We start from the raw sequence: 21,991 nt of genomic DNA on the forward strand, positions 1-21,991 counted from the left end.
TGGTGACCAGAGCGGTTCCTCACTATTGTGCAAAACGCATTACGCCTTCTTGCACTGCGGTTGCGACGAGGTCTCCTGCGCGATTGTAAATCTCGCCACGTACCAGCCCGCGAGTGTTTGACGCCGTCGGGCTTTCGATGGCGTAAAGTAGCCATTCATCCATCTTGAAAGGGCGGTGGAACCAGATCGAGTGATCAATCGTCGCCACTTGAAACTTAGGTGTCATCAATGAGACGCCATGGGGATGGAGCGCCGTGACTAAGAAGCCCCAGTCTGACGCGTAGCCAAGCAGATATTGGTGAATCAACTGGTTGTCTGGCACCTCACCGTTAGCTTTGATCCACAAGTACTGTTTGGGCTCTACTTTTTCCGGCTTCAATGGATTAACAACGGTCACCGGACGCATCTCAATCGGCTTTTCACCGCAAAAGGTTTTCTTCAGTCTGTCGGGCAAAAACGATTCGATCTGTGCCGCGAGCTCGGATTCGGAAGCGAAATTCTCAGGACCTGGGATCTTGGGCATGGTATTTTGATGCTCAAACCCCGGCGCTTCGCCATGATAGGACGCGGTGAGATAGAAGATTGGACGGCCATTTTGAATCGCTTTCACGCGTCGAGTGCTGAAGCTACGGCCATCACGTAGATTTTCTACATCATAAATAATCGGCTTTTCAGGGTCGCCTGGGTAGAGAAAGTAACTGTGAAATGAGTGTACGGTGCGGTCGGCATCAACCGTATAGCGCGCTGCCGACAATGCCTGTCCGATGACTTGACCACCATAGACTTGAGGTAACCCCAAGTTCTCACTTTGGCCTCGAAACAAACCTTCTTCCAGTTTTTCCAGTTGCAGCAAATCTAGTAACTCATTGAGTGGTTTACTCATTGTCTAACCCTTAATTTGATCTTATGCGATTATTTTACGCATATTAGTGACAATTAAAATAGCCGATAGTTGTGATTGTCATCACGCTGTTAATTGGGTCAGAGTCTTGTTAATTGGACGTCACTGGCAATGACATTGGTATAGCGACTGCCTATAATCGACGAGATTTTAATAAGTTACGCGAGGCGTTATGAAAAAATTATGGGGTTTGGTATTGGCTGTCGTTGTCGGCGGCGTGTTGGTTGGCTGTCAGACATCTGAGCAGAAACAACCTCAGTCTAAGATAGACAATATTACCGGTACGCTTATGTATCGTGAACGTATTGCTTTGCCCGATGACGCCGTTATCACGGTAACCTTACAAGACATTTCCCTGGCAGATGCGCCGGCCAAAGTGATTGCTAAGCATCGCTTTGAAAGTAATGGTGCTCAAGTGCCTTTCGAGTTCGACCTTGGCTACGATACGCAAAAGATAGAGGCTCGCCATTGCTACAGTGTGAGCGCGCGCATTGAGGTTGACGGTCAGTTGCGCTTTATTACGGATACGGTTTACCCAGTAATTACCGATGATGCACACACTGAGAGCGTCGATCTTCGTCTCGTCGGCATAGGTAACTAATGCCTAACCAATGGCAGCCGTTACGGCTGCCATTGGTAGTGTTTAAGACGAACTTTCCCTAACGTCGAAACCTCGACACCTTCCTCTAACAGCGCCTTGCGCTGGCGCTGCAAATCTTGCCCTTTGAGGGAAATTTTTCCCTGACTATTGATCACCCGATACCAAGGAAGTTTGCTCCCTGTCGGTAAGTTACCTAGCGCTTTACCAACATGACGCGCATAACCAGGGTAACCCGCCATTTTTGCGACTTGCCCGTAGGTTGTGACTTTACCGTGCGGAATTTGGTGAATCACAGCAAAGATTTGCATCAAAAACTGGTCCATAATGACTCTGTCCTAGTTCAGTTTTCCAAGGAATGGATAAGGAGAGGGCATGATATTTTCAACCTTCCAATTTGTAATCACGACCTTGTTAGCCATTGTCTGCGTGCGAGCGATGAGCTTAAGCGAGGGCGATATCCCGGTGTTGGCGCTCATTATCCCAGCGTTGTGGATCCTACCACAAGGTGGATTTCGCGGTCTTGTGCTTCTCGCAGCCATGATGGGCTACGGACTGACCCTACCATATCAACCTTTCACATTATCAGTGAGTTTGTGGATTCTGTTCCCATTGCTGATGGTTGCCTTTTCTAAACGCAGTAGTGTCAATGTGATTCTAACCAGCTTACTCATCGTGACGACCTTGCTGGTTGGCATCATGGTCACTCAGTCGGCGGGCAAACTGCCTGGAGAGCCGATTGTCACTGTGGTGCAAACCCTGGCAATTGGCGTGGTGTGGTGGGCCGCGTCGCACTGGCAACCAAGTCATCAGCACAGCTGGTGGGCACTAGGATTAGTGATTCCATTATGGATAGCCGATCTACCGTATGCGGCGTTATTGGCGCTGTGTGTGACCGCGATTATCGCATCGACTGAAAGCTTGTCGCGCCTGAGTACATTTCGCTGGAGTAAGTTACTGTGCTGGACATTGCCGACCGTCGGGTTCGCCGCTTTAGTGGTTTGGCCAAACATCGAAGTACCTAATCCGGTGTTTGTGGTTTGGCTGTGTTTACTCGGTACCGCGTGGATGACGGACTATATTTTACGCAGCGCAGAGGAGCAGCAAGATATATAAGTGATCAATGTTTTTTGAATGGTTATCACTACTTGGCATATGCGCGTTGTTGTGTCAAACTTGACCAGATTTTGCGCGTTATTGAGTGAAGGAACACTATTTTGCCGCGCAATATTAGGGCTAGATAACAATTCAAACAGGACGACAACGCGATGGCTCTTTTTTGGCGTGCAGTTAGGGCATGGATAATCTTTCTACTGGCGATCCCAGCGACGCACGCGAGTACCACTTACAAAGTTGGCATAGAAGCGGATGATATCGTCACCCGAACTTTGTTTGACGCAGCGGGCCAGCATTTTAATCTCGATATTGAATACGTCTACTACCCAAGCTTTGACGCCATCTTAGAGGCGGTTGAGCAAGGTGAGAGTGACTTTGCCGCCAACGTCACTTATACCGCTCAGCGCGCGGCACGGTTTGACTTTTCAAGTCCAACCAATATCGAATATACCTATCTCTACAGCATGACCAACGCCACTTTGGACAGCGCCGAGGTGATTGGCGTCCCTAAGGGCACTATCTACGCTGATCTCGTCGCGACCCACTATCCACACATCAAGCAAATTGAGTACAGCGGTCATCATCAAGCACGAAATCTAATACAAGCGCATGTGGTTGATGGTGTTATTGATGCGATCAATCAGCTCAAACCTATGTTGCTGGCAGGATTTGATGCTCAGCTGCTCAATCATCAAATTCCTATTAAGCCTGTCTCTATCATCACCCCCAAAGGCCGTCATCAAGCTTTGCTGGGTCGAATTGTTGATTACCTACATCAGGCAGAGATACAAAAAATGTTGCGTGAGTCGGTCGATACGTATCAGTTTGAAATCCGCCAGCAAGCGCTTCGCCAAGCGGTGATTGACAGTGGTGTGAATATCAACCGTCACTACAAGGTCAAATTGCACAATGTTGGTCAGTATGCCGAGTATCGAAGTAACGGTGACATCAAAGGGATCAGTGCTGATGTTGTCCAACAAGCGTGTGAGATTTTATTGCTTAAGTGTGACATTGTCAGTGATGCCAATGAAAGCTGGGAGAGCATGTACCAAGACTTGATAGAGAAGCGAATTGATATCTTGGCACCGATTGTTATCTCTGAGCAGCGCAAAGCGCTAATCGAGTTCAGTGAACCCTACTATTTTCCTGAGGCGATAATGATCAAGCGCGAAGGCTACAAAGATGGGGTCTACAGTAATGTTTCTGAATTGATTGTTGAAGATATTGGCGTGATGAAAGACGACTTTTTTGAGAGTTTGCTGTCGCAGCTACTGCCCAATAAGCAGTTGAAATCCTTCTCCAACACCGATGAGTTATATCATGCGTTACTCAATGGCGATATCAGCTACATGGCGATAAGCCGCGCCAACTTTAACAAGATGATGCGCGAATCAGGCGATATCATTCCTCTGGAAGAAGATGCTTCGATCGGTCAATTTTATCAATCGAATATTGCGATCGGTTTTGCGAAAAACCGCATCGGGCAATCTTTGGCACCACTGTTTAGTCGAGCGATTAAAATCATTGATACCAATGCGATTATTGATCGTTATGATTTTCATCCAAACTGGAAAGCAACACTGCAAGCACAGCAAACCTTCTCGCGCTACAGTCAAATAATGTTTTTGCTGGTACTCGGTTTCTTGATGGTGGTCGCGATGTACTTACATAGCCAGTCTAATACAGACCCATTAACCCGACTCAAGAACCGTCGCGCCATGCATCAAAAGTATCGCAGCGGGGTGAATGCTGATGAAACGGTGATTTACATCGACGTGAATCGCTTTAAACCGATCAATGACAGTTATGGTCACGAAGTTGGTGACCAAGTGCTCAAGAGCGTCGCGGCATACATTGATAAAGTCTGGCACGGTCAAAGCTTTCGAGTCGGAGGAGATGAATTTATCTTGATTGGTAAAATGGACACTGATCGACTTGATGAGCTTCGCGACAAGTTGACTACCATTGCCTTTGTGTCTGTCGATGGCCAGTTGTCATTTGATATTTCAACCGCGATCGGCATCTCGCCCCCACGAGCGACGTTTAAGAGTTTACAAGAAGTACTCAGCGAAGCAGACGAAGCCATGTATCGTCATAAACATGGCCCTAATGCGGCGCCAAGCCATCAGCGAAGCCAAAAGAAAGTGGTGCATTATTTGCGATAGTGGTTACTGACTAAGCAGTTGAATAGAAAAGGGCGACTTTATTGCCGCCAGGGCTTGAAATAGCCAATAGGATGACTGATAATCCCCCCACTTCTTAGCCAAGCTAAGAACACAAAATCTATGGAGGCCCTGGTCCTCCCGCAACAATAGCTCGTGAACTCGGTCAGGTCCGGAAGGAAGCAGCCGCAGCGTGTGACTTGTGTGCCGGGATGTGGCTGGGGCTTCCACCCATTAAAAACGCCGCTTTGATTAGCGGCGTTTTGCTATCTAGACCCCTTACACCAATACTTGACTCTATCTTGGAGTGGTTTCTGCGTGAGCGCTTATAAGGCAGATGACTCTATTGGGTGGATTTTTACTAAGCTTGTTTAGACCGATCACTGGTAATCTTTGCCGAGCCGAGCGACAATGAACATTCGGTTTTTTCGGTGAACTGTTTAATGCAACAAACCATTTCCAAAATTGAAGCGCGAGCGATAAAACTAGGCGTCGTCGCCAACCTCGTCATGGCCTTTTCTGGCTGGGCGGCATTTAACCTCTCTGGCTCACAAGCCTTACTGCTCGATGGCAATATGTCATTTATCCTCTTCTTGACAACTTTAGTCGCACTTAAAATCAACCAAGTGAAGTCACTGCGCACGGAGCAGTACCCTTTTGGACTCTATGTGACAGAGGCGATGTACACGCTGACTAAGGGGTTACTGTTGTTGGGGGTAGTGATCTCAGCCATCGTCAGTAACAGTTCTAAGGTGTTGGATTATTTTAATGGTGTTGCGATCGCCACCATCAAAACTGACATTATCGTCTACTATGCGCCTGCCATGGTTACCATCTGCTGGGGCTTGTCGGCCTTTTACTATTGGCAAAACAAGCGTATTGGTAATAAAAGTAGCCTGCTTAGTGTTGATCAGAAATCTTCTTTCATTGATGGGATTCTCTCGGCTGCCACGGGCGCGATTTTGATTGTGATCGGTTATGTAGAGCCCAACAGCCGCTTTGATTTTCTGCGTTATATCGGTGATGCGCTGTTGGTCCTGATATTGGCGGTGATGATTATCGGTCAACCTATTGCCATCATTAAGAATGCATTTGTCGAGTTGGTTGGCGGTAAATTGCGTGATAAGGGTCAGTATCAAGATATCGAGACTACGGTTAAACGATATTTTGTCGGCGATGAGCAAAAGCTCATGCGGCTAAACATCAGTAAAACTGGTTCTAACTACTTGGTTGTTATTGGCTTGTCATTGGCTGATTTACAATCACAGAATATTGCTAACTGGCAGGTCAATAAGCAAAAATGCCTCAATGAGTTATCGAGCCGTTATCCTTTTGTCGATATGGAAGTAACTGTTATATAACAACCAGTAGTAGTTATTCGCTTAAGCCAAATAACAGACGATTGCAGGGTAAGGTAAAATGGATGTGTTTGATTGGTGGTGACTGTCAAGCACAGCAGTTGCCCTTGCACTCGATAGTTGCCTTGTTTCTAATCAGGCCTTAATGGTTTTCAAGTTTAGTCTAGTTGGAGGGGAAATGGCGTACACGTTTGAACAGGTGCGAGCTTTTGCCGCTGTGGTGGAGTATGGAGGAATGGCTCAGGCCGCGCGAGCGCTGCACAAGCACGTTTCGACCGTGCGCGATCTGATCACTAATCTTGAGAACGAAACAGGTTTGATTTTGTTCGAGCGCAAAGCTCGTTCCCTGTCGCTCACCCCGCAAGGGCGTGAGTTATACAATCACGCGAAAGCCCTATTAACTGAATACAGGCAGTTTGATCAGTCAGTGGATAGTTTGCTCAATGACTCGCCATCTCGTATTACCCTAGCGGTCGATGAATCTCTGCGTAACTTCGTTACCCCTGAGCTGACCAAGCAAATGGCAGAGACATTTTCCGGAATGCGGATAAAAGTGTTGATTGGCGATACGTTGCAGATTCGCGGTTGGTTGATGACGGGGGCGGCAGATGTCGGGTTTGGTTATTCCACTTTTCACTACCCGCTAGAAATTTTTTCTCAGGATATATTTGAATTTGTGGTCAAAACCGTGATCGGTGCCCAGGTTGATATCACCGGCGTTTCTCGCCGTGAACATCTAAAGCAGCTCCCGCAAATTGCTTACTCATTTATTGCCGATTCAGGATTGCGTAGTCGTGATGTGATTGGCAGCCAGGTGATGCTCGCAAATAGCCCAGAGAGTATGCTGGCATTTGTGCGAGCGGGGCTTGGCTTTGCTAACTTGTCGGAGTGGCACTGTCGACCCTACTTAGAAGATGGCTCGGTAGTCGAGTTGGATTTGGGTGAAAACGTCAATACCTGGTCTGCGGATGTGCTATGCCGTGCTTCAGAGCAGGCTTTACCCCATATTACCCAACTGATGGACTTGGTTAAACACTCTGTGAAACAGTGAGTGGGCGCATAAACCGATACTGCCAGTTGTTATGGACTTGGATAGTGGTTGTCTGGGGTTACTCTATTTCTATCTGCGCTGAGGTGTGTCGATGACAACTCGTAGCGGCCACACCATGACTTACTTTGTGCTGTGTGGTTAAGCGAGCTATGACTATTTGATCGCACACTTTGTATATTGGCAAACCTTGCGCTAAGTCGATAGCTGATGGTTTTTCTGACTAGGGACGCTTGTAAGCGGCAGCGTCTGCTTGAGCCTGTTGTCCCTTCGAGTTATGAAGCTGGATGAGCAAATTTTGCGCGGCACCAATATTGAGTTCGAGTAAGTTCACCAACTGTTGCAGCTCGCTAATCTCGATTTTTATCCCGCTCTTGGCCTTTGTCTCTAAGCGTAAAGCGATCTCGGCCAAATTGGGCATTTGCAGATTTTGCGCACTGCCTTTCAGGCTATGCAGCGTCATGTGCAACTGATGTAAGTTGTTGTTACTATGGCTATCAAGCAGAGTCGCCACTCCTTGGTCGAACTCTTTTATGATGGTTTGAACGAATCCGAGCTTGCCTTGGGTATCGTCATCAAAACTCTTCAATATCTCAGAGTGGCTTAACTCCTCTTCGGTCAGCTTTGAATCTCGATCATTCATGCCTGAAAGTGAGGAAGAATCCTGCGGCAACGAGCCGTTGATTGCACGAAAGAAATGCTTGAAGTTATCCAGCAGTGCATCCTTAAAACTTTGCTCTTGCAGCGGCTTGGTTAAAACTGCATTGGCCCCGGCGTTTAGAAAATCTCGGTGTGGTTGATCAAAGACATCGGCGGTATACGCGAAAATGACCACATCGCTGTTGAGCTGTTCTCGGATCAAACGCGTCGCTTCAATACCACTTAACTCGGGCATATGGTTGTCCATCAACACCAGATCGTATGGCTTTTTCTCTAGCATATCGAGTGCAACTTTGCCGTTCTCGGCAAGCGCTACGTGGAAACCAAATTTTTCACAAAAGCTCTTGGCCACGATCCCATTCACCCGATTGTCGTCGACCACCAACACATCCAGATCGGTCAGACACTCAAAACTTTCATGTTGAGTGGTACTGACCTCCAGGCTATCACCGACGGACTCCCATTTAACGGGGAGAGTGACAGTAAACGTGGAACCATGCTCTTCACTGCTTTTGAGAAAGACTTGGCCATCCATTAAGCTCACCAATCTGCTGACGATGGCTAAGCCTAAGCCCGTTCCTCCGAATCGTCTAGTAGTGGAGGAGTCGGCTTGCTCAAATGAGTTAAAGATAAAGGCTTGTTTGTCTTCAGGAATCCCGATCCCGGTGTCGATCACGGAAAGCACAAGGTGGTTCATAGCGAAGTTGAGTTGCACATATACCTTGACGCTGCCGTGTTCGGTAAATTTGACTGCGTTGCCAGTTAAGTTATACAAGATTTGGATTAGCCTTGACTTGTCGGCCCACACTCTGACATCTGACGGGACATTATTAATGGTCTCTAGGTCGATTTGTTTGTCTGCCGCTAATTGCGATAGCGGTACAATCACAGGTTGCAGTAACTGTTCTATTTTTAGCCACTCGGGCGAGATGTCGAGTTTGTTTTCTTCGATTTTCGAGTAATCGAGCACGTCGTTCAACAACGAGAGCAGATGCTGGCCCGATTCTAAAATTATGTCGGCGTGCTCTTGAACCGCGGGCTCTGAGCTTTCCTCATGAATGATTTTCGCCAAACCGAGTACGCCATTCATTGGGGTACGAATTTCATGGCTCATGGTAGAGAGAAAGTTAGCTTTGGCTCGCGCCGCTGCTTCGGCTTTTTCTACATTTAAGGTCAATCGATTAGTTAACTCGATACTTTCTGAGATATCTCGCTCTACGATGATAAACCCTTCAAGGGTATGCGCCTGATCGTAAATGGGGACAATCGAGATTTCACTCCAACTGGGAGGGTCGGACTGTTCGTCTCTGAGCAGCTCAATGCGTTGATATTGCTCTGTATCGACGGCTGCGCGCAATTGTTCGATGGTTTGTTGCTGCTGCGGGTCAATAGTGTCGAGGTAGTTGTAGTTAACCAACTCGTTTTGCGTGCGATCCAAACATGTCTCGAACGCTCGGTTGGCCCAGGTGATATTCAACTGTTGGTCGGTAAATAACACCGAATCTCGGATGTGCTTGGCCACTCTGGCGAGTAGCCGGTTTTCTTGTTGTTTATCTAATAACTGCTGCTGTGAAGTTTGTAGCTGTTGCAATAGGTGATTGAGCTGGGTGGCGATACTGCCTAGCTCATCGGAGCTTACCACGTCACAGCGCACTGAGAGGTCGTTGGCTGCGGCTGTAGTGATGGTTTTATGAACCGATGCCACTTGTTTGTTGATAGTACTGAGTAAACGAACACTAACAAAGAAGGTGATGGAGATAACCAGTATCACCGCAATAACCAGCATCCACAAACGTCGCTGAGCATCAGCAATCATATTTTTTGACAAGCTGAGTAAATGATTAATGCTAAGCTGCTCTTCTTGGTGGAGCAGATCGATTCTAACCGTTGCAGCGTCAAACCAATCTCTCGAGTTCTGATCTAATTGCCCTGATAGTGCGCTTTGCCGATACTGCTCAACCAACTGCGACGCATCCGAAATCAAAATGACATCAAAACGTCGCTGGGAGTCTGCGTTGGCGTAGTTCTGGAATGTGGCGAAGTGAGTGTTTTGTTGGCTCAGTAAGGTCAGAAAATGTTGGTACTTCCCTTCAGAAAACGCCCCTTGAGCGAAAGTATTGCTCAGTACAGCCCGTTCTATGCCTGCCTGCTCCTTGCCTTTCATCAAGTACAGCAGAGCCGCCAACATTCGGTTGATTTGCGCGTCGTTTGACTGTTTTGAAGCAATCGTGGGCACCGTTAACAGTAGGCGATTAACATCGGTATAAAAGTCGAGTGTTTGCGATAAAGTCAGTTCTCTATTTAGCAACTGCTTGCGTATGTTTTCGATCGCTAAAGTGGCGAGTTCGAAAGTTCGCAATGATGCGCCGATTTCAGGGTATTGGCTAAAATCGTCGCCGCGACGACTGACAAACTCCCTTAATGCGCTGAGTTTTTCATCGGTCAATTGATACTGAGAGGTGAGTCGAGGTTGATATTGGCCATTGCTGGAACCGAGAAAACCTGACGACAGACCGCGCTCTTTTTGAATTTCATGGATAAGCTCACTGCTAGAGGCGGTTAGTTCCACCAAAGAGGCGACGGTGGTTGCGTTGTCAATCGATTGGAGAGCGCCTCTAGAAATACTATATGCGAACAATGCCACCACGATAATGACGTTTAGCACAATTAGAGACAGTTTAGAGCGGATCGTTTTATACATTCATAAGCCATTGGAAAATCGATTAACTTTGAAAGTATAGGGCAAGTTCAGCACTTTACCTGTGTCACTATAGGCGCTCACCTTACACAAACTGATGAGCGACTTGAGTTTTAACCCTCTTTTATAACCCGCTCAACTTGCTTAACTATAAAAGCCTTGTCTAATGAACAGCCGATTAGAACTTGTTGGTTGAGTAATCCAAGGATTAAGGTATAGAGCGACTCTTTCTCCTGCGGCGATATGTAGGTTTCGATCATAGACAGGTATTTGTTATTGGCGAGCAACATGCAAGGGTCGGATGCGACGTTTTGTTGGCCAATGACTTCAATATAGTCGGAAACCAGTTTCATCTCTTGGAAAAAGCGTGGCGCAATTTGCTCGAAGATTAAGAGAAAGTTTTCAACTCGCTCGTCTATATTGGCTTCACTGGCTTTTGGCCTGCCTGCCATCAGTTCAATGTCCATGCTTACCATGGCTTCGGTGGCAGCAATAAACAGTTGGTCTTTGCTTGGGTAATAATGGTAGACCGCACTTTTGCTCATACCCAGTTGCTGGCAAAGCTGTCTCATTCCAACATTCTTATAGCCCAACTCTAAGAACACCTCGATCGCGCTGATCGCAATCTGTAGACGTTTACTTTCGTGGTCGACAATCTTCGGCATACATCTCTCTGCACTGGTTACCAATTTTAGCGAGTATATCATGATAATTTTATAAAGACCGGTTGGTCTAAAAAAGATCTTTACCTAAGAATTGGGTTGCGTTAGTTTAAAAAGACCATGTGGACCAAAAAAGCCCACTGGATGATGAGTGGATGTTACAGGCGTATCCACGGGCAATCTGAGTTGCAATAAGGGGAAGCGAATGAAAAGGCCGATAACGATTCTGATAGCGGGTGCGACCGGTTACTTGGGCAGTCACATTGTTGAACTTATGATCGCCCAAGATAGGGTGTTTAAAGCGTTGGCGAGAAACAAACGCAAACTCCTGGCAATGGAATTATCAGAGACACAAATCACCGAAGCGCAAGTTACCCAACCCGATGAGATAAAAGGTGTTTGTGACGACGTGGATGTGGTGATTTCTTGCTTGGGGATTACTCGCCAACAAGACGGTCTGAGCTATCAAGATGTCGATTACCAAGCCAATCTCAATCTGTTGCAAGAGGCAGAGCGAGCAGGGGTCCGAAAATTCATTTACATATCAGCATTCAATGCTCAAAAGTATCCTCAAGTGCGATTGCTCAATGCCAAAGAGCGCTTTGCAAGGAGACTTCTGCAATCAAACAGCGTGACGCCGTGTGTCATTCGCCCCAATGGCTTTTTCTCAGACCTCACTGAGGTGCTCAATATGGCGAAATCTGGTCGAGTGTTTACCTTTGGGCGAGGGGAGTCTCGTCTCAATCCCATTGATGGGCGCGACCTGGCAGAATTTTGTTTAGCGGCGATAGACAGAGAAGAAACGGAATTGGATGTGGGCGGTCCGCAGATATTGTCACTGAATGAAATTAGCCAGTTGGCCTTTGCAGCGCTCGATAAACCTGAGCGCGTAACGCATCTGCCTGACGGACTGCGACGATTCGCTTTGGCTTTGACGCGTCGATTACCTGAAAAGTGGGGAGGGCCTGCCGAGTTCTTTCTTACCATGCTAGGTCAAGACAGTTGCGCCCCTCTGTATGGCAAGCACCGTATCGGCGACCATTTCCGTCAGCTCACGGCTCAAGCGGAGGACGGAGCGGACACCACCAATCCTCGCACAAGCTAGCGACCTACTTAGGCGGCGATGACTTGATTTCGCCCACCAGATTTCGCTTTATACAACAGCTTATCCGCCTGACTGAGTAACGCTTGCTCTGTGAGATCTGAGCGGTATTCGACAATGCCAGCGCTAAAGGTGAGCGTAAGTTCGTGTCCTTTGGCTTGGTAGCTAAGCGCGGCGATGTGCTCTCTTATTTGGTCAGCTTGTTGTTGAGCGCTTTCGGCGTCGACACACGGCAACCATAAACAAAATTCTTCGCCGCCAATTCTATATACATTTTGTCCGCCCACACTAGCAATCAAAGCGTCTGCGACTTTTTTGAGTACTTGATCTCCAACAGGGTGGCCGAAGTTGTCATTGATCTGCTTGAAGTTATCAATATCGATCAAGAGTAGGTATTTGCCTTGGTGAGTTTCAAACTGACTAGAGAATGCCAGTCTATTGAGTGTTCCGGTCAAAGCATCGGTCGATGCCAGTCTCGATAGGGAGTTGTTTGCCTGTGAACGGCTGAGCTCGAAATAGTGAGACATACACCAGATGGCCAAATAACAAGTGAAGAAGTTAATCAGTACTGGCTCTGGTGAGAGAGGACTGTCGCTCGTTAAACGTAACACAATGATGGCACCCAAAATAACCAGCGCTGCGAGAGTCACGCGAAACCCTATTCTTGAGCCAAGCAGTAAGTAGGAAACAGTAGGGAAGAAAAAGCCCCATAAGAACAGCACGTCAGTAATGGGGAGTAGATAGGTACCTAAGAAGATCAACAACGCGATATAACTGATGTAAGCAAGGATAATGTTTTTGTGGCAGGGTTTGTTTTTAGTACTGACAAAAACATACAGAGAAAAGGCCGAAAAAATCAGCTCTAAGGCCGCAAACAGATACTGGCCATGAAAAAAAATATTGAACATCGCAAGTAAGGTGACAATAAACATGAAGCTAAAGCTAAGCATGCGAAGCACCCGACTGCGGATTTGCTCTGTGTATTCAATGCTATTCACACTTCTTCTCTTAGAACGTCGAAATCTCATACTATTGTATTAGAAAAATGTTAATAAATAGAATCATCATTAAAAAATAATGGAGATTTTGTTGTGTGTACCCGCATTTTCAATAGTTTAAATCAACTAGCCCCCATGACCGGTAGGAACTTTGATTGGCACTATCCACTAAACAGTTATTTATATCACCTTCCTAAAGGCGAAGAGAAGTACGGTGGCCCTGACCTTAGTGATAAGAGAGTGCTGCGTTGGACGGCAGAGTTCTCGAGTGTTTGTACATATTTGGGCAGTGATAACTTCGGTTTGGCAGCTATCGATGGAATGAATGAAAAAGGCTTAGTGGTTAATGGATTGGAAGATGTACTCGCCCATTTTATAAACCCTGCGGATATTTTGAGTTCAGAGGATGCTCTACCGACTGAGCTGCTTCAGCAGATCGCCAACGATGGACTTGAATCGCAACAGCCTCGCTTAGATGATGAAAAATCTAAACGCCTCAGCGTATTGCGCTGGGTGCAGTTCGTATTAGATTGTTTTGATAGCGTGCAATCAGCAGTTAGGTACTTCAAAGCCAATGAAGATAGCTTATACATATTTAGTGAAGATGTGCCTGATGGTCGTCCAGATAAGACCAAAACAAAATTACATTTGACTTTGTCTGACAGTAATGGCGATTCGGCCATTATCGAGTTGCGTGGTAAAGGGTTTAGTATCAACGTTAGTCGTTCATACAACGTCGCGACGGTCGCTCCAAGGTATGAAGTTCAAATGGCATTGCTGGATTTTTGGCAGAAAAAATGGCAAGCCCCGACCAAAATTGGAAATGCCTATGCCTATCAGGTCCCAGGTGGAACGGCGACTCATCAGCGTTTCGCGCGCGCGAGCTATTACTATCAATTTTCTCATTCTCAAGTATCTGACCAACAAGTCCTTGCTCAAACTCGTTCTTTGATGAGTACGTGTGCGACGCCTATTGGCTCAAATTTTAAGTTAAACGGCTCAGAGGCTTCGGCCAACACCTACTGGTGCAGCATCAGCGAACACAATCTTGTGCGATATCACTATTTTTGTTTGGAAAAGCTCACTCATAGTTGGCTAGATCTGGATTCAAGCAACAGAGCATGTAGCCGAGTATTGATGACTAGATCAGACCCAGATCTCAATGATGTGTTGGTCAGCGATAATGGTGATGTTAGGTCTAAGCTGAAGCCTAGCAAGTTACCGTTCGCTAAGTAACCTAAGCATTTTGGTTTACTCATCGAATGATAGGTTTGTCTTTGGTTCTGGAGCCAACTGGGGGTGAACATCTTGTTCGGTGAGATAGACGATGGCCTACCACTGGTCGCGAAATTTTTCTTGGATTAATGACTCATTTTGGTGAAGTGAGCGCACTAAATAGTGCAACTGGGTGATTAGCTTCACAGAACCTTTCATAATCAAAGTTAAATGTAGCTAACTGTTAGCTAGTTTGCATTACTTTTGTTAATTTTCCGGCACAGTATCTAGCACAAGATGCTAAAAAAAATCATCTTTGTAGATAATATGGCACTTCAATCTACTGCGTAGCGTATTCTTATTTCAAATAACCAAGATATACGCAGATCGCAGTATTTTTTACCAATTTATTGACGTAATCGCAGTATTATACGATTTTTTGCTACATTTTTATGGCAAATTACTTCAATGATTGCTAATGTGTGCCGCAATCTTTGTGTAGTTTTAGGTTATTGTGCTTAAATTTTGAGCTAAACAGATCTAAATCACTATCCGTTCTGGTGCTATACAAAGAAGTCATGGATGCAAATGAAAAACTTGGAGTTTTACACATGTATAAGAACAAAATCACACAAGCCCTTCTTCTAGGTGCAGGTCTAGCAGTGGCCTCTACCGCAACTTTTGCCGCTGATGTCCCAGCGGGTGTTGAACTAGCAGCAAAACAGGAATTCGTCCGTGGTAACGGTACCGAAGTTGCGTCGCTAGATCCGCATAAAGTTGAAGGTGTGCCAGAGTCTCACGTTCTACGTGACTTGATGGAAGGTCTTGTGATCCAAGATGGCCCAGGTAATACCATTCCTGGCGCCGCAGAATCTTGGTCTACAGAAGACAATCAAACGTTCACCTTTAAAATCCGCAAAGACGCGAAATGGTCGAACGGCGATCCTGTTACCGCTTACGATTTTGAATACAGCTTCAAACGTGCCGCTGACCCAATGACCGCGTCTCCTTACGCTTGGTACATCGAATACACCAAGATGAAAAATGCGAAAGACATCATCGCAGGGAAGAAAGACGTGAGCGAGCTGGGCGTAAAAGCTGTGGATGAGCACACGCTTGTGGTTGAAACAGACGTGCCTCTTCCATACTTCGTGAAGATGATGGCACACACAACCATGTACCCAGTACACAAAGCGACGGTTGAGAAGTTCGGCAACGACTGGACCAAGCCTGGTAACTTTGTCGGTAACGGTGCATACGTATTGTCTGATTGGGTTGTGAACGAAAAGATCGTTCTTGAGCGTAACAGCAACTACTGGGATAACGCAGACACTGTCATTGATAAAGTGACTTACCTGCCTATCGAAAACCAGAATGCGGAAATGAACCGTTTCCTATCGGGTGAAATCCACATGACTTACGAAGTGCCAAATGAGCAGTTCCGTCGTCTAGTGAAAGATTACCCAGATAACGTGGTTGTTTCTCCAAACCTATGTACTTACTACTACGGTTTCAACAACCAACGTCCTCCATTCAACGATGTTCGCGTACGTAAGGCACTGTCTTACTCTATCGACCGTGACATCATCACTAAAGCGATTCTAGGTCAGGGCCAAAAACCGGCTTACGCATTGACGCACAGTGGTATCACAGGTTTCGCACCTGAAGCGCCTGAGTACGCAACAATGACTCAACAAGAGCGCGTTGCGAAAGCAAAAGAGCTACTTGCTGAAGCTGGCTTCGGTCAAGGAAACCCACTTGATTTCACGTTGCTTTACAACACCAGTGAAAACCACAAGAAGATCGCCGTTGCGGTTCAATCTATGTGGAAAAAATCATTGGGTGGCTTTGTTAACGTCAAGCTTGAGAACCAAGAGTGGAAAACTTACCTAGACAGCTCTAAGCAAGGTAACTTTGACGTTCGCCGTGCTGGTTGGTGTGCAGACTACAACGAAGCTTCTACCTTCCTAGCGATCGCGATGACTGAGAATGGTTCAAACGACCAGAAGTACTCTAGCGAGATCTTTGATAAGGCAATGAATGACGCTGTGAAAGTGGCGAAAACTGAAGAAGAGCGCAATAAATACTACGCGATCGCAGAAGCGCAATTGGCGAAAGATATGCCAATCGCTCCTATCTATCAGTACGTTCAACCGCGTCTAGTTAGCACCCAACTTGGTGGCTACCCTGATCAAAACCCGCAAGACAATATCTACTCAAAAGACATGTACATTATCAAAAAGTAACCCTTGAGTAAGATATCCAGTGCGCTGATAACCTGCGTTATTAGCGCACTGTTTTTTTAGATGTGAGATGTTTTATGTTAAAGCTAATTTTCTCTCGAATTTTGGAAGCGATTCCGACCCTATTGGTGTTGATCACCGTGTCGTTCTTCTTGATGCGCTTTGCTCCGGGGAACCCTTTTTCTTCAGAGAAAACCCTGCCTCCTGAAGTGATGCAAAATATCAACGAGAAATACGGCTTGGATAAGCCTCTATTTGAGCAATACACTACCTATTTAGGCAATATCCTTCAAGGCGACTTTGGCCCTTCGTTTAAGTACAAAGATTATACGGTAAACGAGCTGGTGTCTGAGGCGCTACCTGTATCGGCAAAAGTCGGTTTTTATGCCTTTATCTTCACTGTGATTGTCGGTGTTGCGGTCGGGACGCTCGCCGCGTTAAAGCAAAACACCTGGCTCGACTACACGGTGATGTCCACCTCCATGATAGGGGTGGTGCTGCCGTCGTTCGTATTCGCCCCCGTTCTTATCTATATTTTCTCTATTGGTCTGGGTTGGTTCCCAGCGGGCGGCTGGAATGGCGGTGCCATTGAGTACATGGTGTTACCAGTACTCGGCATGTCTTTCTTATATATCGCAACATTCGCGCGTATTACCCGTGGTTCGATGATCGAAACGTTAAACAGTAACTTTATCCGTACCGCGCGCGCGAAAGGGTTGAGCTACCGTTACATTATTTTGAAACACGCACTTAAACCTGCCCTTTTACCTGTTGTCTCTTACATGGGACCAGCGTTCGTCGGCATCATTACTGGCTCAGTCGTTATCGAGACCATTTTTGGTTTGCCAGGTATCGGTAAGTTGTTCGTCAACGCAGCCTTTAACCGCGATTACTCGCTGGTGATGGGGATTACCATTCTGATCGGTTTCCTCTTCATTCTATTCAACGCAGTGGTAGATATTCTCCTTGCAATGATTGACCCGAAAATTCGCTACTAACAGGGAAGATTGGTTATGTTAACGAAAAAAGAAAATCTCGAAGCGGTCGAGAAGTTTGCAGAGAATTTAGAAGTCGAAGGCCGCAGTTTGTGGCAAGACGCGCGTATTCGTTTTATGCGCAACAAGGCGGCGATGGTCAGCCTGTTTATTCTATTTTTGATGACCTTAGCGGTTATCTTCCTACCAATGATTGCGCCGTACACATTTGATGACACTGATTGGTACGCGATGCACGTTGGTCCAAGCGCTGAACACTGGTTTGGTACCGACAGTCTGGGTCGTGACCTGTATGTTCGAACCCTGATTGGTGGTCGTATTTCATTGATGGTTGGCGTACTGGGCGCGTTAGTGGCCGTGGTTATCGGTACTTTATATGGTGCGACATCAGGTTTTGTCGGCGGAAAAGTCGACCGTATCATGATGCGTATTCTAGAGATCTTGTACGCGGTGCCATTTATGTTCTTGGTTATCGTGTTGGTTACCTTCTTTGGGCGTAATATCATTCTGATCTTCGTTGCGATTGGTGCGATTGCTTGGCTGGATATGGCGCGTATCGTACGTGGTCAAACACTTAGCCTACGCAGCAAAGAGTTCATCGAAGCGGCACATGTTTGTGGTGTGAGCAAATGGAAAATCATTACTCGCCATATCGTGCCAAACGTATTGGGTATTGTTGCGGTTTACTCAACGCTACTTATCCCAAGCATGATTCTGACCGAATCTTTCCTTTCATTCCTTGGTCTTGGTGTTCAAGAGCCGATGACAAGTTGGGGCGCGCTTCTTCAAGAAGGGTCGCAAACAATGGAAATCGCCATTTGGCAGCTGACTTTCCCAGCCGCATTTATGGTGGTGACGCTGTTCTGCTTCAACTACGTTGGTGATGGTCTGCGCGATGCGCTCGATCCTAAAGACAGATAATGCATTAGAGAAAGATTAAGGAAGCAATGATGAGCTTATTAGATGTCAAAGATCTGCGCGTAGAGTTTACTACCCAAGATGGTATTGTCACCGCAGTTAACGATTTAAACTTCTCGCTAAACCAAGGCGAGACACTGGGTATTGTAGGTGAGTCTGGGTCAGGTAAGTCTCAGACAGTATTTGCGATTATGGGCCTGTTAGCCAAAAACGGTATCATCTCTGGTAGCGCAAAGTTTGAAGGGAATGAAATCCTCAATCTACCAGAAGCGGCATTGAACAAGGTGCGCGCAGAGCAGATTGCGATGATTTTCCAAGACCCAATGACCTCACTCAACCCATATATGAAGGTGAGTGATCAGCTAATGGAAGTGCTGATGCTGCACAAAGGCATGGGCAAAGCCGAAGCATTCGAAGAGTCAGTACGTATGCTCGAAGCGGTTAAAATCCCAGAAGCTCGCAAACGTATTACCATGTACCCACACGAGTTCTCAGGCGGCATGCGTCAGCGTGTAATGATTGCAATGGCACTGCTATGTCGTCCTAAGTTGCTGATCGCCGATGAGCCAACTACGGCGTTGGACGTAACGGTTCAAGCCCAGATCATGGATCTGTTGAATGAGCTGAAACAAGAGTTCAACACAGCAATTATCATGATTACCCACGACCTAGGTGTGGTTGCTGGTTCATGTGACAAGGTGTTGGTGATGTATGCAGGCCGTACCATGGAATACGGTACGGTTGATGAAATCTTCTACAATCCAAGCCATCCATATGCCGAAGGTCTACTGAAAGCGATTCCTCGCCTTGATACGGAAGGTGAAATTCTACCGACCATCCCGGGTAACCCGCCAAACTTGCTGCGCCTGCCACCAGGCTGTCCTTATCAGGAACGCTGTCACCGTGTGATGGACCGTTGTAAGCAAGATACGCCAATTCTGACTCCATTTGCCGATGGCCGTCAGCGTGCATGTTTTTCTGATTGGGAGGCTTGGAGCAAATGAGTGTAGATAAATCGCTATTATTGGACGTAAAGAACCTTAAAGTTCATTTTAATATTGCCGCCAAGTCAGCTTGGCCATGGGCAAAACCGGCCAAGCTTAAAGCCGTTGACGGTGTTAACGTGCGACTTTACGAAGGTGAAACACTCGGTGTTGTGGGTGAGTCTGGCTGTGGTAAGTCGACTTTTGCGCGTGCCATTATCGGTCTGGTAGAGGCTACTGATGGTGATGTGATGTGGTTAGGCCAAGACTTAACCAAGATGCAAGAAGTACAACGTCGCGAAACTCGCAAAGAGATTCAGATGATCTTCCAAGACCCGCTTGCATCACTTAACCCACGCATGACGGTGGGGGACATCATCGCTGAGCCGCTAGAAACTTTCTATCCGGAACTGTCTAAGACCGAAGTGAAAGATCGCGTTAAAGAGATGATGGCTAAGGTTGGTCTACTGCCGAACGTTATCAACCGTTACCCACATGAGTTTTCTGGTGGTCAGTGTCAGCGTATCGGTATTGCCCGCGCTCTGATTCTTAAGCCTAAAATGATCATCTGTGATGAGCCGGTATCTGCTCTGGACGTTTCGATTCAGGCGCAGGTTGTTAACCTACTCAAAGAGCTGCAAAAAGAGTTAGGCCTTTCACTGGTCTTCATCGCGCATGATTTGTCAGTGGTCAAACACATCTCTGACCGCGTACTGGTGATGTACTTAGGTAACGCGGTTGAGTTGGGTGAGGCCGAAGCCTTGTTCGCTGATCCAAAGCACCCATACACTCGCGCTTTGATGTCTGCAGTGCCTATTCCGGATCCTAAGCTTGAACGCAATAAGCAGATTGAAATGCTCGAGGGCGATCTGCCTTCACCTATCAATCCGCCGTCTGGCTGTGTGTTCCGTACCCGTTGTCCGCAAGCCACTGATGCCTGTGCGCAAACCAAGCCGACCATCCAAGGCACTGACTTACACGCAGTATCTTGTTTACATGTGAGCGTTTAAGTTTATTGCTAACAACTTGCTGATACTTAAAAAGCGCGACTCCGAGAGGACGTCGCGTTTTTTATGCCAGAAGTCATGCTGGGTTGTTATGGCTTCAAAATATTCGAACATCTAAACCAACTGTCTCTAACCAACCCAAGTCGAATTATCCCTATACTGTTTGCAACGAAAATTGATTCGCGTAGGAGTGGAGAATGGGAAAGCTAGTAGACGGTGTATGGCATGATGTCTGGTACGATACCAAGTCGAGCAACGGTAAGTTCGTTCGTGAAGATGCCGGCTTTAGAGATTGGATAGAGGACGATGCAAGCGCCCAGTTCCAACCTGAATCTGGCCGTTACCATCTCTATGTCTCATTGGCCTGCCCGTGGGCGCACCGAACCTTGATATTCAGAAAACTTAAAGGACTAGAGCCTCATATCGACGTCACGGTGGTGTGCCCTGATATGCTCAGTGAAGGTTGGCAAATGGGATTGCCTGAGCCCTTATTCGGGCACACGCGTTTGCACCAGATTTACACTCAATCCAAACCCGATTACTCAGGTAGAGTGACGGTGCCAGTATTGTGGGATAAAAAACACAACACTATCGTGAGCAATGAGTCGTCAGAAATCATCCGCATGTTTAACTCAGCATTTAACGGTTTAACTGGCAACGATCTCGATTTCTATCCTCAGCATCTGGCTGAAACCATCGACCAGTGGAACGATTTTATTTATCCGAATGTGAACAATGGTGTATACCGCTGTGGATTTGCCACCACCCAAGAGGCTTATGAGCAGGCCTACGAACAATTGTTTGCCGCGCTCGACAAGTTGGAATCGCACCTGGCGACGCAGCGATACTTGGCAGGCAAGCAGATCACAGAAGCGGATTGGCGTTTGTTTACTACCTTAATCCGTTTTGATGCGGTTTACGTTGGCCACTTTAAGTGCAACAAAAAACGCATTGTCGATTACCCAAATCTCAATGGTTACATGAAGGAGCTGTATCAAGTGCCCGGTGTGAAAGAAACCACGGATTTCTATCATATTAAACGCCACTACTACTTCAGCCACACTGGAATCAACCCGACACAAGTGGTACCCAAAGGGCCAGATCTCGATCTCGATTCGCCGCATGGAAGAGAGGCTCTCTAGCTCCAACTATTCAACCAAAAGCGCCGTGTCCATGGCGCTTTTTTGATTCATCTTGTCATCCTCGACCGATGTCCTATCACGATTTCGCTAACAATATGCCCCGTCTGACTTTGTTTGCTCAAACTTGTTGAGCGGTCACAACTTAAATTGCCTGTTCACATAAACTAATGATATCGCGAACGAAT

18 protein-coding genes and 1 other RNA gene are annotated in these 21,991 nt (G+C 46.7%); 14 read left to right on the top strand and 5 right to left on the bottom strand.

Annotation, left to right across the window (positions count from 1 at the left end; all coding sequences use genetic code 11):
- Positions 1–22 precede the first annotated feature (22 nt).
- A complete protein-coding gene (gene tesB, locus MTO69_RS04860) occupies positions 23–883 on the bottom strand; it encodes an acyl-CoA thioesterase II (RefSeq protein WP_248331624.1) in 861 nt (286 codons plus the stop codon).
- 190 nt (positions 884–1,073) lie between these two features.
- Between tesB and MTO69_RS04865 the strand changes: the two genes are divergently transcribed.
- Complete coding sequence (locus tag MTO69_RS04865) at positions 1,074–1,502, top strand: YbaY family lipoprotein (RefSeq protein ID WP_248331626.1); 429 nt, start codon at positions 1,074–1,076, stop codon at positions 1,500–1,502.
- Between the two features lie 20 nt (positions 1,503–1,522).
- On the opposite strand, the gene MTO69_RS04870 is transcribed toward MTO69_RS04865, so the two are convergent.
- Entirely contained in the window at positions 1,523–1,825 is a 303-nt protein-coding gene (locus tag MTO69_RS04870; protein ID WP_248331628.1) for an MGMT family protein, read from the bottom strand.
- A gap of 49 nt (positions 1,826–1,874) precedes the next feature.
- On the opposite strand from MTO69_RS04870, the gene MTO69_RS04875 reads away from it, so the two are divergent.
- The 5 genes from MTO69_RS04875 to MTO69_RS04895 all read left to right on the top strand — a co-directional run bounded on the left by MTO69_RS04875 (position 1,875) and on the right by MTO69_RS04895 (position 7,186).
- Positions 1,875–2,615: a hypothetical protein gene (locus tag MTO69_RS04875; RefSeq protein ID WP_248331630.1), complete on the top strand. Its 741-nt coding sequence runs from the start codon at positions 1,875–1,877 to the stop codon at positions 2,613–2,615.
- A 152-nt stretch (positions 2,616–2,767) separates the two neighbouring features.
- Positions 2,768–4,780 carry a GGDEF domain-containing protein gene (locus tag MTO69_RS04880; RefSeq protein WP_248331632.1) on the top strand — a complete coding sequence of 671 codons (2,013 nt, stop codon included), beginning with the start codon at positions 2,768–2,770 and terminating at the stop codon, positions 4,778–4,780.
- Between the two features lie 127 nt (positions 4,781–4,907).
- An RNA gene (gene ffs, locus MTO69_RS04885) (signal recognition particle sRNA small type) lies at positions 4,908–5,004 on the top strand.
- A gap of 216 nt (positions 5,005–5,220) precedes the next feature.
- Complete coding sequence (locus MTO69_RS04890; protein ID WP_248331634.1) at positions 5,221–6,138, top strand: cation transporter; 918 nt, start codon at positions 5,221–5,223, stop codon at positions 6,136–6,138.
- A 175-nt stretch (positions 6,139–6,313) separates the two neighbouring features.
- The gene (locus tag MTO69_RS04895) at positions 6,314–7,186 is read left to right on the top strand and encodes a LysR family transcriptional regulator (protein ID WP_248331635.1); all 873 of its coding nucleotides are present in this window, start codon (positions 6,314–6,316) and stop codon (positions 7,184–7,186) included.
- Positions 7,187–7,406: 220 nt separating this feature from the next.
- Here MTO69_RS04895 and MTO69_RS04900 read toward each other — a convergent pair whose 3' ends face one another.
- Together MTO69_RS04900 and MTO69_RS04905 are read right to left on the bottom strand one after the other, a co-directional pair.
- Positions 7,407–10,544, bottom strand: coding sequence for a nitrate- and nitrite sensing domain-containing protein (locus tag MTO69_RS04900; RefSeq protein ID WP_248331637.1), 3,138 nt, complete (start codon positions 10,542–10,544; stop codon positions 7,407–7,409).
- Positions 10,545–10,654: 110 nt separating this feature from the next.
- On the bottom strand, positions 10,655–11,206 hold the full coding sequence (locus MTO69_RS04905; protein ID WP_248331639.1) for a TetR/AcrR family transcriptional regulator: 552 nt from the start codon (positions 11,204–11,206) through the stop codon (positions 10,655–10,657).
- Between the two features lie 202 nt (positions 11,207–11,408).
- Here MTO69_RS04905 and MTO69_RS04910 point away from each other — a divergent pair, with 202 nt between their 5' ends.
- Positions 11,409–12,308: an SDR family oxidoreductase gene (locus MTO69_RS04910; protein ID WP_248331641.1), complete on the top strand. Its 900-nt coding sequence runs from the start codon at positions 11,409–11,411 to the stop codon at positions 12,306–12,308.
- Between the two features lie 8 nt (positions 12,309–12,316).
- Here MTO69_RS04910 and MTO69_RS04915 read toward each other — a convergent pair whose 3' ends face one another.
- Positions 12,317–13,303 (bottom strand): GGDEF domain-containing protein, encoded by a 987-nt coding sequence (locus MTO69_RS04915; protein ID WP_248331643.1) that lies wholly within the window; start codon positions 13,301–13,303, stop codon positions 12,317–12,319.
- Positions 13,304–13,438: 135 nt separating this feature from the next.
- On the opposite strand from MTO69_RS04915, the gene MTO69_RS04920 reads away from it, so the two are divergent.
- The 7 genes from MTO69_RS04920 (at position 13,439) to MTO69_RS04950 (ending at position 21,806) form a co-directional block, all read left to right on the top strand.
- A complete protein-coding gene (locus MTO69_RS04920; RefSeq protein WP_248331645.1) occupies positions 13,439–14,539 on the top strand; it encodes a linear amide C-N hydrolase in 1,101 nt (366 codons plus the stop codon).
- A gap of 590 nt (positions 14,540–15,129) precedes the next feature.
- Positions 15,130–16,764 (top strand): ABC transporter substrate-binding protein, encoded by a 1,635-nt coding sequence (locus MTO69_RS04925; protein WP_248331647.1) that lies wholly within the window; start codon positions 15,130–15,132, stop codon positions 16,762–16,764.
- 74 nt (positions 16,765–16,838) lie between these two features.
- Positions 16,839–17,759 carry an oligopeptide ABC transporter permease OppB gene (oppB, locus tag MTO69_RS04930; protein ID WP_248331649.1) on the top strand — a complete coding sequence of 307 codons (921 nt, stop codon included), beginning with the start codon at positions 16,839–16,841 and terminating at the stop codon, positions 17,757–17,759.
- 15 nt (positions 17,760–17,774) lie between these two features.
- Positions 17,775–18,677 (top strand): oligopeptide ABC transporter permease OppC, encoded by a 903-nt coding sequence (oppC, locus tag MTO69_RS04935; protein ID WP_248331651.1) that lies wholly within the window; start codon positions 17,775–17,777, stop codon positions 18,675–18,677.
- A gap of 29 nt (positions 18,678–18,706) precedes the next feature.
- The gene (locus tag MTO69_RS04940) at positions 18,707–19,678 is read left to right on the top strand and encodes an ABC transporter ATP-binding protein (protein ID WP_248331653.1); all 972 of its coding nucleotides are present in this window, start codon (positions 18,707–18,709) and stop codon (positions 19,676–19,678) included.
- Positions 19,675–20,667 (top strand): murein tripeptide/oligopeptide ABC transporter ATP binding protein OppF, encoded by a 993-nt coding sequence (gene oppF, locus MTO69_RS04945; RefSeq protein ID WP_282567526.1) that lies wholly within the window; start codon positions 19,675–19,677, stop codon positions 20,665–20,667. The genes MTO69_RS04940 and oppF overlap by 4 nt, the downstream gene beginning before the upstream one ends.
- A gap of 194 nt (positions 20,668–20,861) precedes the next feature.
- Positions 20,862–21,806, top strand: a complete 945-nt coding sequence (locus tag MTO69_RS04950; RefSeq protein ID WP_248331657.1) for a glutathione S-transferase family protein — start codon at positions 20,862–20,864, stop codon at positions 21,804–21,806.
- The last annotated feature ends 185 nt before the right edge of the window (positions 21,807–21,991 follow it).

The sequence above is a fragment of the Vibrio sinaloensis genome, from assembly GCF_023195835.1.
Lineage (GTDB): Bacteria > Pseudomonadota > Gammaproteobacteria > Enterobacterales > Vibrionaceae > Vibrio > Vibrio sinaloensis_C.